Genomic DNA, 15214 nt, shown 5'->3' on the forward strand with positions numbered 1-15214 from the left:
ATTAATTCAAAAATTAGCTTCTTTAAAACTAGGAGAATTTTTATCTTTTTCTGATAAAATAACTTTTTCTTTTTCTAATCGCCAGTCGATATTAAGATCAGCATCATCCCAAGCAACAGCTCCCTCCGATTCTTTATTATAGAAATTATCACATTTATACGCAAATATCGCCGTATCACTCAACACCGCAAAACCGTGACCAAAACCGCGAGGAACATACAACTGCAACTTATTTTCTTCTGTTAATTCTATACCAAACCATTGTCCAAATGTAGGTGACTCTCTACGCAGATCTACTGCAACATCCCAGACCTTACCCTCAAGGCAAGAGACTAGTTTTGCTTGAGCGTGTTCTCCTTTTTGTAAATGAATGCCTCTTAATACACCATAAGATGATTTCGAAATATTATCTTGTACAAAATGCCCATTAATGCCAGTTAGTTCTTCGAATTTTTTTTCATTATATTTTTCGAAAAAGTAACCTCTATCATCTTCAAAAATTGTTGGTTCTATGATGTAGCAATCTTTAAGTGGTGTTTCTTTTATTTTCATTTATTTATTTTTTTTGAAAATTATAGTCTATTTAATATCAAACTTTTTAATTAAGTTTTGTTTTAAAAACAAGTAAATCAAGCTTCCTAATACCAGCAACACAGTACTAAAAAGCAACTGACAAGTTAATGATTCTTGAGAAACATATATAATTACAATCCCTATTAATAATTGAACAATCCCGTAAACAAAAGAAATTAATAGACGATTGCTTTTATTTTCGTTAGCGTAAAATTGATATAAATGTGATCTGTGCGCTTCAAAGATATTTTCTTTTCTGAGAATACGTCTCACAATTGACCATACCGCGTCTAAGCCATAAACCAAAAGAAATAAGATATATATTATATTATTAGTAGATACAATTAATTTTGCCAAAAGAAATAATATAATAAAAGCTATTGCCACTGACCCTACATCGCCAGCGAAAGCCTTAGCTTTATTCCTAAAATTAAAAAAACCAAATACTAAACATGACAACATGGTATAATAAATAACATCAACATCTACAAAAGAAATGTTATAATTGACGATTGCTAGCAAAATAAGCACTGCCAAACTATTAGAAACTGTTATCCCATTAATACCATCCATAAAGTTATAAGCATTAATTGTCCCAATAGAAACCACCAAAGCTATTGGAATAATCCACCACGACAAAGAGAACATATCGACCTGATAAAACATTAATAACATACTTATAAGCTGTACCAATAACCTAATTTTATTAGATAAAGTCATGATATCATCCATAAAACTAACCATCGTTATCATTGTCAATCCCAAGAAAAAATATGGATATTGAAAACCAGAAATTACGAAATAAAGTAAGACTGCTATATAAAATATTATACCTCCTCCACGCAAGGTAATCTGCGTATGCGAACTTCTCTCATTGGGTTTATCAATAATATTAAACTTATCGGCAATTTTGAAATATACCAACTCTAAAACGAATAGCGCTATTATGATTAATAAGTATATCATAGTTATTTTTTAAAACTTTTAATAGTAATCTCTAATCCTTCTTCAGCAGTTAAGGGAAGTTTTTCTATACCTAAAGCTATTTTTATTTTTTGGTTGGATATTTTTAAATTACTAGTCATTTTTTTCAATCTTTTGGTATTAAGTGGAATAGGAATAATGTCACCGATTTTGGCAATTGACATTACTATAAATTTTGGCAAAGCAAGATTGATAACTTTTTTATTTTCGATTTTTTTAATAAGGTCTATAATTCTTTTTGTAGAAATAGCTTCATCGTCAGAAATATGATAAATACCTGTATCTAATTTATCTGTATTTTTAATAATTTCATTAATAAAAAATGAAAAATTATGAATGGAAATAAATGATCGAGAATTATCAAAGCTAGACAATGGATAAGGAATTCCCTTAGAAATCAATTTATATAAAAGTCCTAAATTTCCTTTATCTCCAGCTCCGTGTACCATCGGAGGACGTATAACAATAACTTTTTTATTCTCAGGTATGTCTTGTTCTAATAACCATTTTTCTCCTTCTCTTTTAGATTTACCATAGAAAGACTGTGGGTTTGGCGTATGATTTTCTGTTAGATCCACAGTACTTTCAAACTCTTCTAAGGCTGCTAAAGAACTAATATGAATCAAAACTTTTGCTTCTGACCGAAGAAAAGCATCAAAAATCTGCTTGATCAATTCTACATTAACAAAAAAATAATCATTCTCTGTAGCTGTCCCTTTGTGATCGTGAGCTTTACCAACTAGGTTAATAAAAACATCATATTCGTAATTTTCACTTTTCCAATTTTTATCACGTAGCGAAACTGCTTTTATTTCGTAATTATTATCTAGGTTTTTCAATAGATTTTTACCTATAAATCCTGTGGCTCCAAAAATTGCTATTTTCATCTACCTAAAGACTTTAGAATGTTCCTATTAATCTTAGTTCTCTCACGGTCAAAAAACCATCCCCATTTATTAAAGTAGTAGATAGCAGATTGCATTCCTATTTTAGTCAATCTCCATGACTTATGAGATCCTTTTTCAAAATGATGATATATATTTACTTCTGGATAATAAATTGTCTTATATCCGCCTTTTATCAATCTTCTACACAAGTCCGTTTCTTCCCCATACATGAAAATTTTCTCATCAAAAAAACCAATTTGATGTAGAGCTTCAATTTTCAAAAACATAAAACAGCCAGAAAGATAAGGTACTTCCATAATCTTATTATAGCCAGTAAATCTCATTTCAAAAATCTCATTTCTGTTTTCAACCATTTTTTTTAATGGGTTAAATCTTCTTCCAATCCAATCATATGGCGTAGGGAGAAGTTTACATAAGCGCTGGATTGTACCATCAGGATAGAGTACTTTAGGCATTATGTTTCCTATTTCCGGAGAAACTGTTAGATAATCGGTAATCTTTCTAATGACATCCTTATCAAAATAAGCGTCTGGATTTAAAACCAAATGATACGTACTATTTTTCTCCATTGCCATTTTAATAGCAATATTATGTGCTGCTCCAAATCCTGGATTAGAAGGATTAAAAATATATTCGACATTAGGATGTTCTACAATTGTCTTAAGCTCATCTGTTGGCGAATTATCTACTAAATATAAAAATATTGGATAATCTGTTGCAGAATTAAGGAAACTATTAATAGCTTCCAAAAGAATTTCTCTGTTATTTTTATAGCAAACAATACTAGCGGTTACAAACATTTTAATTGACTAATTTATATTAAATAGAATTAAGTACATCCAGATATTTCTTGGCTCTTATTTTTGCATTTCCAAATGTAACAAGTCTTTCTTTGCCATTATTAACCAATTGGTTAGAAAGCTCATGATCATTAACAATTTGGATTATTTTTTCGACAATATCTTCTGGATCCAAAGGGTTAAAATAAAGTGCAGCATTGTCACATATAGATGTAGCAAATGAGTAATGTGATGTAAGAATAGGAATCTCCATTTTCATGGCTTCTGGATAGTTAGCAGAAAATGACTCTATTAAAGTTGGTAAAAAAAGAGCTTGACATTCTGAATATAATTGTGGACAATCTTTTACATCTATTCTCCCAAGGTTAATTATTCTTGACTTGGCTTCATCCGTAAAATGCAGTTCATATTTTTGAGGATCAATCGTTAAAATAAACATTATATTTTTTTCTAGATCTTGTTTATCTAAGATTGGTACAATTTCATTTATTACAGTAAGGTTTTTATGAATATCAAAAGATGCTAATGACAAAAATCTGTATTCTTTATTAACAACATCTGGCAACAACTGCTTATCCGATGTCGAAGCATCTTTTTCAAAATATTTATTATAAGTATTGCTAACTGTAAAAATATTAGAACTATCGGTATTTAAAAATCTAGCTAATCTTTTGGACATATCCTCTGTTTCACAAAAGAAATACTTCCCATTTCTTTTTAAAAAATAACGATGCGCCAATTTCATTAAGTTAATCCTTACAAAATCTTTAACAGATATTTTTTTGAAAAATGGAGATTCTGGGTAAACATAATAAGAATTAGCAAAACCTGTAAAATGTTTAGTTTTGGGAGTCCAACAAGCTGGACCAAAAACAGAAAATACAATGTCGGGTTTTATATAACTCTCCAGTTGTCTTAATCGTTTTCTTATAGAAATCCCTCTAAATCCATATAAAGGATGATTTTCGAACTGATAAAATTTAAAATTAATAGGAAAATCATTAACATTAATTTCTTTAGAAACTGCTTTACTTAAAAAGATATGGTATGTATTTTCTGAAAAAGCAATACACTCATAAATAAATGAAACAGCAACTTGCGTAACGCCAGTTCCACTTAATGTGGTTGTATTGATAATTAGGTTCATCTTGATGAATTATATATTAATAAAGATTATAAATCTTTTAAAATAGATTGGATTGTTTTTTTATTATCTACTGCATTATATAATGCATACGCTTTTTCTGAAAATTGATCATAATTGTTATCAATCTCCAGTATCATCTGTTTTATTTCTGTTGTATCATTAACTGCTCCAAATATCTTACCACAACCGAATTTTTGAAAAGGCATAGATAAACCAGGGATATTATTACCGATCATAGGTACTCCATATCCAGAATATTCAAATATTTTATTAGGTGCACAGAAAATCTGATTTAATGATATAGGATCATAGATTAATATACCAACTCTCGCTAATGAAGTTATATATAAATGCTGTGGTGATGGAATAAATGAAATGTGTATTAAGCCTGGACATATTTTTTTATAATGATCCAACATCCCAAAATCTCTACCCATGATAACTGGGATAAAATCTTCCCCTAACTCGCTAATCGCTTTTAAGATAAATGATAAATCTCTTTCTGGAGATATCACACCTTGATACAATACAATTTTACTGTTTCTTCTTGTTAAGGCATCATAAAGATCAGGATAGTTGTTCTTTAAAAAAAGCTTTGATTCTTTATTATCTAATAATTGGTATGGTTTATTAGGAAGTACAATTGGATATAGAGAAGGAGTAAACCATACGTTAAAAATAGCCGCCCTGTTCTCCTCACAAACTACTACTTTTTTGGCTTTATTAATATATTTTTTCAATACATATTTATAAAAAGATGAGTGGTCATACATTTCTAAAATATGTAATACAAAATCTAATTTATTTAAAATATTAGTATATAAAAGTGGCGCAATACTATCAGCATCTACAAACCAGATCAAAGAATCTTTGTTTTCTGCCTTTGATAATTCTAGTACAACTTGTTTTCTATATTGCAACCAAGTCTTAATTTTTTTAGTTATAGATCGTTTTTTTAAACTAATGAAAGAGCTTAGTCCCAAATCTACTACATCAACCCCTTTATCATTAAGATTTTTTTTCCAATAATCATTTAAGCCTAAAGTCACCAACTTAACAGATACTCCTAAATCAACTAAATGTTGAATAACCATCTGTGTTGGAGGCTCATTTTCAACAGTATTCTTATGAATTATTAATACTTTTTTCATCTATCAAAGTCTATAACTAATTATTTTAACTTAAAAATTAATCCCTAACGTTTTGTTTTCAAAATTATGAAAATCTGTATTTATATTTTACAAAAGGTTGAAGAAAGAATAAAATTACTAGAAAAAAAAGTATTGGATAAAATCCCTGCGTAATACCCGATAATATATCTCCTCTTACAGTTAAGAGAGATGCTAGAAAACATAACAAAGCAATTAATAATGACACATAGTTATCTGACAATAAGAATGTATTGACGACTTTAGCCAATATACCCGCATATATCCCCATTAAGACCGAATATAATATTAAACCTAAAATACCTCCATTAGCCCAACCTTCTCCTGCTATTCCTGCGGCATTAGACCATGTGTGTTTTGCCAGATATTCGTAATCGAAGTTTTGCCCTCCTGCTTTTACCTCTGTTAATGCGACACCAAAACCAACTGGCTTATTTTTCCATATACTTCTTGGGATAGGGTTAAATACAACTGCTTTTAAAGTATAATCTATAGGTAAAAAAGTAACAGCAGTACCAAAACTCTCAATACACTTTTGATAATCGACTAATAATAAATCTCCTTCAGCAGAATTGTAGTCTTGCTGTGACTTAGAAAAGTCCATTTCTGCAATGGTTGTCTGCAACATCTCCAGATTATCTATTTCTTTATTTCTAATAGATGACAACGCCAAAAAAGATAACAAAACGATAGCAGCAGGAAATAATAATTTTGGATTAAACAATAATTTTCTTAATCCAAATTTATCATTTCTAATAGCAACAATAATATTAGCCAATACAATAATAATTAATAATGATATTATTGCCCCTCTTGTTCCTCTCGGGAATGCAGCCAATGCCAATGCAAAAAAACTAAGATTAAGAAATAATGAGTTTGTTTTAAAACGCGCACTATTATAACTTAATACAAATAATATTAAAGACGAAACAGAATATAATGAAAAAACAATTATTGTTAAAAAAGAAGGTATATCTTCTTTATCTGGTAATCTATAGTAAAAACGCGTAACTGCCTTTTCAAAAGATCCATATAACCAAGCATTAAAACTAAAATCTATTACAACATATAACAAAACAATTATAAAAAGAAAAAGTTGTTGCCTGGGCTTTAATGGCTTTATTTCAAACTTATGGAAGGATTTATTTTTATTATTAATAAAATCAATAATTTTTTTATGTGATCTCTTACTGCTAAAGTAAGCAGCAGACATAAAAATTATAAAAGAGAAAAATAATAGTAGTTCTGATGTTTCTGTAAGCTCAACTTTATCTTTTATTCCGAAGAAAAATAAGAAAATCAGATTCATACAAAACAATGGATCTGTTATTGCTTTAAAACCTTTTTTAACTATAATAATTATTAGAAAAAAAATTGCAAAATATCCTGCAAATGTCATTACTAATTGTTTAATTTATTAATAAGAAATTGTATTATTTTATCACTAGCCTTCCCATCCCCATAAGGATTGCTTGCTCTTGCCATTGCATTATAATGATTTTCATTATCTAATAACAAGCACACGCCCTCTACAATCCTATCATACTGGGTACCAACTAATTGGACAGTACCCGCCTCTACTGCTTCTGGGCGTTCTGTATTTTCTCGCATTACCAAAACTGGTTTACCTAATCCTGGTGCTTCTTCCTGAATACCTCCGCTGTCTGTTAAGACTAAGAAACTTTTTTTCATTAAAAAAATAAACGGTAAATAATCTAGAGGTTCTATAAAAAATATATTGTCTGGTTTCTCACTTCCAAAGATATCATTAATAGGCTTTCTTACATTAGGGTTTAAATGCATTGGATAAATAAAATCAACAGATGGATATAACTTAGTTAACTCTTTCAATGCTTTACATATATTAAGAAATCCTTCTCCAAAATTTTCTCTTCTATGTCCAGTTATCAATACTACTCGCTTATTATCATCAAGTCGTAAATAATCATAGCCAAGACTAATTAGCATATCTCCAATTTCAGTTGACATTTTCTGATTATTATCTATCTTGTCAACAACCCAATGCAATGCATCTATTACCGTATTACCAGTTATAATAATATTACTCTCTTTAACTTTCTCATCTAATAAATTTTGACAACTTAGTTGAGTCGGTGCAAAATGATATGTTGCAATACGCCCTGTTAATTGACGATTTACTTCTTCAGGCCAAGGACTATATATATTGTGAGTTCTTAGCCCAGCTTCTATATGTCCTACAGGTATTTTTTGATAAAAAGAAGCCAATGCAACTGCCATAGAAGTTGTTGTATCTCCATGCACAAGAACTATATCTGGTTTTATTTGAGTTAATACTTCACGCATCTTAACAAGAACTATAGATGTAACATCATATAAATCTTGTCCTTCTTTCATAATATTAAGATCATAATCAGGAACTATCTCAAAGAGCCTTAAAACCTGATCAAGCATCTGTCTATGCTGAGCAGTAACACATACCGACACCTTAAACTGCTCTTTATATTGTTCTAATTTTTTTACTAATGGCGCCATTTTTATAGCTTCCGGACGTGTACCAAATACTATCAGAATTGTTTTCATCACTAAATTGTAATTTTATAGGTTATAAAAGCCTGAACTATCGAATGTAGAAGGTAACTAATTAAAAAAGCATAACTTAACCCTAATGCTCCTAAATGAAGATATCCTACGAATATATAAGCTAAAATGAGAAAACCAACACCCCATAATAAATTTACAGCAAATCCAAGCCACATTTTCGCCTTACTAGCTATTACTTGTCCTAATACACTATTAATGGTTTGTAATACTGCTGCCAATAACAAAATTCTTAAAGGTAAGTAGCTTGTAAAGTTACTACCATACAACTTCAAAATAAAAGGGGCTAATAACATAATTATTAATGCAAGAATTAATACAACACCACAATTGACTAATAAATTAAGTTTTAATAACTTATGATATTGTGAGTCTGATTCTTCAGAAAGTGCATTAGACAGCATTGGTAGTATAATTGCGCCAATAGAGTTAGGTATAAATAATACCATGAGATACCATTGTTCTGAAACGTCAAAAACAGCCATTTCCCCATACCCTCCTATTCTTACTAATATAGCTTTGCCATACCATAATACTGGCAACGCAACAAATGTAGAAAGCATTGCTGGGAGAGAAAACTTAATGAAAATGCTTTTTATATCAGGAGTAAATATTCTAATATTTTTAAATGATAATCCAAAATGTTTTTTAATAGAAATTTGATTAAGAATAACAAAAACACAAGCAGAAATCCCCAAAAAAACAATCACCCCATTAGTTCCCCAAAAATATGCGCCTAAAATAATTAGAAAAAACTGTACAATACCATATATTAAGTTATTGATTCCTAATCTTTTAAAATCTTCAAAACCAGTTAAAGTACCGCTTTGTGCACTAGAAACTGTACTAAAAAACAAAGCTATAATACACAATTTTAAAGAAAATGCTAACTCATCAGAACCAAAGGATAAATTAGTAATTGTTGTATTGAAAATAAAAACAATAAAAGAAATTACCAATCCAAAAATAATAGCAACCAGGTTAGATGCAACATGAATCTGATAGGCTTTTTCTTTGTTATTATTCCTATAAAATGCAACATATCTAGCAGATGTTAATCCCATACCTAAACTCGAAAAAACCATAAACATAGTAATTGTAGATCTAAGTACACCAATCTTACCATATTCTTCTTTACCGATAATCCTTGCAATAATGATAAAAGCTACTAACATTAGAAACTTCCCAGAAACTGTTCCAATTAAAGACCAAGAAGCACTCTTAACAAACCTCTGAACATGCGGTAAAAGTAGGATATTATTTATTTTGCTTTTCAATTTTATATTTTTGATTAACAATTAATTATAGATACTAAAACATTTATTTCTCTTTATATATTAATTTATTAAATCAATATATCCTTTATTATTAATCAGTTCTAAATTTTTACATAAGCAACGAGTTAATTTATTGCTATTTAAAACTTAGCCTTTATTTTATCAAACCAGTTTTTTTCTTCGGATCCGTAACCATAACCATATTTATTACCATACCCAAAATTATTTTTACTAACATCATTAAGTACAAATGCAACATTTTTAATTTTTTTATCTGCAATATTATTGTTTGCAAATTCTATAAGTGCATTCTCTGTATATTGCGATCTTGTAACATATATCGTTGCATCTGCATTATCTGATATCAAGAAGGTATCTGTAACTAATAATAGTGGTGCTGTGTCTATAATAATATAATCATAATCCGATTTTACTTCATCCATCAATTGTTCAAACCTACCATTACTTAATAATTCTGTCGGGTTAGGTGGTATAATTCCTGAGTAAATTACATCGCAACTAGGGTTAAAGAAGTTATGTTTAATAATCTCTTCTTTGGAAGTTTGATTAGAAAATAAATATTCTGTTAATCCTAAGAAACCTTTACTACCATTAACATAACGTTGTAATTGTGGATTTCTAATATCAGAACCAACAATTAAAACTTTTTTGGACGGGGTGGCTAATGTAAGCGCTAGATTAACTGATGTAAAGGTCTTACCCTCTCCCTTAACAGTGGATGTAACAAAAATAATCTTACCACTTTCTTTTTTGGGCAAAATAAATTTAAGATTAGTAACCAATATACGAAAGGCTTCTGCCATAGGAGTAACATCGTTTAACTCCACAATCTCCGAAGACTTTCTCTCTAAGGAAGGTAACTCAGAAAGGACGGATGTACTGGTTAATTTTACAAGATCGCTCTTAGTGGTAATTTTGTTATTTAATAATTCTCTAACATAAACTATCCCAAATGGAACTAATAATCCTATAAATAATGACCCTAAATATACAAGTGTTTTCTTGGGAGAAACTGGTTTATCAGAAGCATACGCCTTATCTATTACTCTTGCTTTTTGCGCAGCAATAGCCATAGAAATTGCAGTTTCTTCTCTCTTTTGCAATAACAACATGTATAGACTCTCCTTGATCATTAGTTGTCTTTCTATTACACGATACAATTTTTCTAAATTAGGAACATTAGAAATTTTACCAGCAACTTTGTTTTGCTCAGTGACATACTCCCCACTTGCAAGCTCCAATCCTGCTTTATTACGTTGTAAACTTTGTACAATTGTAGATCTTAAGCCGTTAACTTGTTTGGTAACTTCAACTATCGCTGGATGTTCTGGTGTAGCAGATTCTAGTAATCTATTACGTTGAAGCACTAATTGATTATAATTATTAATACCATTAGAAGCTTCTGTACTATTAAGACCTACATTAGTAGGTAATAATGAATACTTATCTTGTTTTGATACAAAATCTAATAATGTATTAGTTAATTCTAATTGCGAATCTATTTCTAGTTGTTTTATCCTAGCAGCAGCAGAACTTTCTAAATCTATTTTTGTCTCTACCGCAATATCTGTAATCTTATTTTTACTTTTAAATTCTTCTTTTCTAATCTCTACATCGCCAAGTTCAACAGAAATTTTACCAATTCTATCGTCAATAAAATCTAAAGTCTTTTTTGACTCAGAGTTTTTATCTGATATAGCGTCCTGATTGTAAGCACTAACTAAGGCATTAATAATATCTTTGGCTTTCTCAATCTGTGGATAATTAATAGAAAGATTAAGCACTGTCACTTCTCGACTTGCCAAGCCTACATTAACGATATTTTGTAATTCTCCTACCTTTCCCTCGAAACTTGAAACATATAATTCTAGATTATTAAAATCTGCGTTTTTTACTTTTTTATGATTAAAGTGAGTGTTTTTGGTGATTAATAATTTAGCATAAGGTAAAGAAATAGTCTGATTATATTGTCCTTTAATAGGATTTTTCAATTCTTTTGATGATAAAGTAAACCCACTTTTATCAATTTTCATTAATATAGGTTCTTTAGGAAAATCTTCATCAGGAATCTCATATAGAACCTTTACAGTAACAGGTGATGACTCTTTATAAAGTTCTACCGTTTGAAAACCACTTTTAACGAATAATGAAGTCTGCAAATTTTGAGATAGTACCACTTCTCTCATTATTTCCTTAGATCTGAAAATTTCAATTTCATTATCCACACTATTAGTTTTCATTCCTCCTAAACCACTAAGCTCCTGCAACATCCCTAAGTCTCCTGATGTACTAGAGCCTTTAGAATCTTTTATCAATACACTACTTTGTATCTTATATATAGGAGTAACAAATTTTAAAGTAGCCCAAGAAATTAATACAGCTAATATACCACAAACTACAAACCAAGGCCATTTCCTTAGGTAGGGCGTAATCATTTCTTTAACTTTAATTTCCTGGTTATTAGTCTGTTGTTCCATTCTTTTTAATATATCTTTTACGAAGAAATTACTTTTCCCTTCTTTTTTATAATTTTAATAGTTAGTTTTCTTTAAAGATTAATTACTAACCTTCATATGATAAAGCGTGTTTTTTAATAAACTAAGACAAATGTTGGAATATCATCTTTACAATTATTACTTCATTAGTAAATAAACACTTTTGGCTTATGTAATTTTACATCTAGTGGACCATTGTTTTTAATAGTTTCACGTATTAAAATCAAAAAGCAACACCATCTTTTACCTCATTCTATTTATAACACTCCATTACATGATTTGTAAATTCTCCACAATCTTATATTACTTTATAAAAAATAATATCAAATTGTTTCATTAATTATTTAAGTAATTTTATATAAAAACTTAAATATTAATTATCTTTTTCTATTTAAGAACTAGTGCAAGTATTGTCACAATAATAGAAGCGACAGAAATCCAAATACCAGTCTGAGGGCCAAACCAAGAAGAGTTTCTCTTTGCTTTATTAGCACTAACAACTATCGTATCATTTTGTTTAAGATAGTAATATGGAGACTTAACAAAATCATTACTTCTAAGGTCAACGTATTGTTGGGTTATCTGACCATCAACATTTCTAATGATCATAACTTTATCTCTCTCTCCATATATGGTTAGATCGCCAGCCATACCTAACGCAGCTAGTAATGTGACAGCCTGTCCTTCTGGCATAATAATATGACCTGGCTTAGTAACCTCTCCCAGTATAGTTACTTTAAAATTATTACTTCTAATATTAACCGTTGGGTTAATAACATATTTAGAAATTTTTGCTTTTAAATCCTCTTTAAGCTGTTCTATAGTTTTTCCTTTTGTATCAATTGTACCAATTACCGGAAAATCTATATTATTGTCAGAACCTACGATATAGGTAGGCTCATAAGACGCTTTTGTCTGAGCTTGTGTTGGTTGATTACTGTTAGGTTGTGAATATTGAGTTCCCTCAGTTGATGAGTAATTTTTATTGAAAGGTCTTACAACATCATCATCTTTTGCTATTACGGTAATCACTAACTGATCTCCTGGCTGAATAGTATTAATTGAAGATTGAGAAGCAACTTGTGAGGCAATCTCATTATCCACACTTCTCATATAATTAATATTATCTTTTGTAGTGCATGATGCAAGCGATAATATTGTACCTAGAACTAGGCTCAAATAAATTTTTCTCATTAGGCTACGTTTTCTTGTAGAATTGCAAATATAATATAAACTTATTTATCTAACGACTCATAGACAGAATTATTGCTTCTAAAATCTTTTACAATATATTTTAGCAATTTTACAATTTTAACTTTATCTTGTTGTAATACTGAAATTACAATTTCGTTAACTAATTGTTCTATTTCTTCAAAGTCCATGGTTGGATCTTTGGAAATCAATATTTTATCATGAGAAGTTGGTAAAGTTTTGGTGTCATCACTTAACAATTCTTCATAAAGTTTTTCGCCTGGTCGTAATCCTGTGAAAATAATTTTAATATCTGTATTAGGTTCAAAACCAGATAACTTTATCATTCTTGTCGCTAGATCTAATATCTTAACTGGCTCTCCCATATCAAAGACATAAATTTCGCCTCCATTACCCATAGTACCAGCATGTAATACTAACTCGCAAGCTTCTGGAATGGTCATAAAATACCTTACAATGTCAGGATGCGTAATGGTTATAGGACCTCCTTTTTCTATTAATTTTTTAAAATGTGGAATAACAGAGCCATTAGAGCCTAGTACATTCCCAAATCTTGTTGTAATAAATTTAGTTTTATTATTAGGCAAATTCTGAAGTGATTGCACAAAAAGCTCTGCTACTCTTTTCGAAGCACCCATAACATTAGTAGGATTTACGGCCTTATCCGTTGATACCATTACAAATCTATTAACTTGATATTTACTTGCTAAAAGTGCTAGATTTTTAGAGCCTAATATATTTACATTAACAGCTTCGTGAGGATTTTCTTCTATCAATGGTACATGCTTATAAGCAGCAGCATGATAGACCATAGAAAAATTATACTTTTTAAAAATAGGTTCTATCCTTTCTATGTTAGATATATTGGCTAAAACGAATTTAAATTGAATATGAGGAAACTTTTCTTTTAAAGCCAATTCTTCTGTATAAAGAGGTGTTTCTGCTTGATCAATAATAACAATTAAAGATGGATTATAGCTTGCAACTTGATTAACAATTTCGCTACCAATAGATCCTGCTCCACCTGTTACCAGTACTTGCTTCTCAAAATGTCTTTTTTGCACTTCCTCATTATTAAGCTTAATAGGCTTTCTGTTGAGAAGGTCTTCTATCTGAACCGTCTTAATAAAATTAGCATTTTCTGTACCTCTTAACTTTTGAACAGATGGCGCCTTATATACTTTTAGATTTTTTTCTAATAAAATATTAACCCACTCATCCATTTCTTCTTTGGATAAAGAATCTTTTATAAGAACAATACCATCAATCAGCAACTCATCTGAAGAATCACTTAGAAACTTATTTTTACTCAGAATAGGCTTTCCTAATAACTTTGCTTTATCACTACTACTATTATTTAGAGAAACAAATCCTTTTACATTATAAGGTAACTTAGGATTATCCAATATTGCTCTTGCAATAGCAACAGATTGCTCGTCTAAACCTAAAACCATAATGTTTTTCTTCAGGCTACTTCTCGTAAATTCTCTCGCAAAATGGAATATTTCTTTCACTACTAATCTAAACGTGAATAGTAACATAAAAGACAATAAAAAATAAATGATTATGAATGAATTAAGAATTAATTTCTGTCCTTCGAAAATGACAAAAAAGAAATTAAACCCTATAATTACAAGGCAGGTACATATACTAGCCAACATAATTTTAAACAAATCAATAAATGTAGAGTGTCTTATAATACCTGCATATGTCTTAAATACATACATAAAAAAGACATTAATCCCTAAAACCAGAAAAGATTTTTTGAATAATTCTACTGAATCATAAGGCCTTAAAGTCAACTTCAACATGATAAAATAGGCCACATAAATAGAAAGAATGGAAAATAAAATATCTATTACAAAAATAACCCATCTCGGTAAATATCGTATATCTGTTAGATTGATTATGTTATCTCCTTTATAGATTTTTGATTTGAAAGTGCTTTTATTTAACATTTGAGTTTTTTCTTAAAAGTATTCATCCCCTAGCACTATACAATGCATAGAAAACAAATTTATGGATCAAATTTAATGAATTTTAAAGAC

Annotated in this window: 12 protein-coding genes; all 12 read right to left on the minus strand. The window is 29.6% G+C overall.

Annotated features, from left to right (window positions below):
* Nucleotides 1-6: 6 nt before the first annotated feature.
* The 12 genes from rfbC to ACQQ6V_RS07935 all read right to left on the minus strand — a co-directional run bounded on the left by rfbC (nucleotide 7) and on the right by ACQQ6V_RS07935 (nucleotide 15124).
* The gene (gene rfbC / locus ACQQ6V_RS07880) at nucleotides 7-552 is read right to left on the minus strand and encodes a dTDP-4-dehydrorhamnose 3,5-epimerase (protein ID WP_448844992.1); all 546 of its coding nucleotides are present in this window, start codon (nucleotides 550-552) and stop codon (nucleotides 7-9) included.
* Nucleotides 553-579: 27 nt separating this feature from the next.
* A complete protein-coding gene (locus ACQQ6V_RS07885) occupies nucleotides 580-1539 on the minus strand; it encodes an MraY family glycosyltransferase (protein WP_448844993.1) in 960 nt (319 codons plus the stop codon).
* A 2-nt stretch (nucleotides 1540-1541) separates the two neighbouring features.
* Nucleotides 1542-2444: an NAD-dependent epimerase/dehydratase family protein gene (locus ACQQ6V_RS07890; protein ID WP_448844994.1), complete on the minus strand. Its 903-nt coding sequence runs from the start codon at nucleotides 2442-2444 to the stop codon at nucleotides 1542-1544.
* Complete coding sequence (locus ACQQ6V_RS07895) at nucleotides 2441-3265, minus strand: glycosyltransferase family 2 protein (RefSeq protein ID WP_448844995.1); 825 nt, start codon at nucleotides 3263-3265, stop codon at nucleotides 2441-2443. The genes ACQQ6V_RS07890 and ACQQ6V_RS07895 overlap by 4 nt, the downstream gene beginning before the upstream one ends.
* Nucleotides 3266-3284: 19 nt before the next feature.
* Complete coding sequence (locus ACQQ6V_RS07900) at nucleotides 3285-4412, minus strand: glycosyltransferase (RefSeq protein ID WP_448844996.1); 1128 nt, start codon at nucleotides 4410-4412, stop codon at nucleotides 3285-3287.
* 26 nt (nucleotides 4413-4438) lie between these two features.
* A complete protein-coding gene (locus ACQQ6V_RS07905; protein ID WP_448844997.1) occupies nucleotides 4439-5563 on the minus strand; it encodes a glycosyltransferase family protein in 1125 nt (374 codons plus the stop codon).
* A 64-nt stretch (nucleotides 5564-5627) separates the two neighbouring features.
* Nucleotides 5628-6890, minus strand: coding sequence for a hypothetical protein (locus tag ACQQ6V_RS07910; protein WP_448844998.1), 1263 nt, complete (start codon nucleotides 6888-6890; stop codon nucleotides 5628-5630).
* Nucleotides 6891-6982: 92 nt separating this feature from the next.
* Nucleotides 6983-8143: a non-hydrolyzing UDP-N-acetylglucosamine 2-epimerase gene (gene wecB / locus ACQQ6V_RS07915; protein WP_448846186.1), complete on the minus strand. Its 1161-nt coding sequence runs from the start codon at nucleotides 8141-8143 to the stop codon at nucleotides 6983-6985.
* 2 nt (nucleotides 8144-8145) lie between these two features.
* Nucleotides 8146-9438, minus strand: a complete 1293-nt coding sequence (locus tag ACQQ6V_RS07920; RefSeq protein ID WP_448844999.1) for an oligosaccharide flippase family protein — start codon at nucleotides 9436-9438, stop codon at nucleotides 8146-8148.
* Between the two features lie 140 nt (nucleotides 9439-9578).
* Nucleotides 9579-11936 (minus strand): GumC family protein, encoded by a 2358-nt coding sequence (locus ACQQ6V_RS07925; RefSeq protein WP_448845000.1) that lies wholly within the window; start codon nucleotides 11934-11936, stop codon nucleotides 9579-9581.
* A gap of 405 nt (nucleotides 11937-12341) precedes the next feature.
* Nucleotides 12342-13148 (minus strand): polysaccharide biosynthesis/export family protein, encoded by an 807-nt coding sequence (locus ACQQ6V_RS07930; protein WP_448845001.1) that lies wholly within the window; start codon nucleotides 13146-13148, stop codon nucleotides 12342-12344.
* Nucleotides 13149-13189: 41 nt separating this feature from the next.
* Nucleotides 13190-15124: a polysaccharide biosynthesis protein gene (locus ACQQ6V_RS07935; RefSeq protein ID WP_448845002.1), complete on the minus strand. Its 1935-nt coding sequence runs from the start codon at nucleotides 15122-15124 to the stop codon at nucleotides 13190-13192.
* Between the last annotated feature and the right edge of the window lie 90 nt (nucleotides 15125-15214).

Source organism: Chryseobacterium electrogenes (assembly GCF_053553015.1).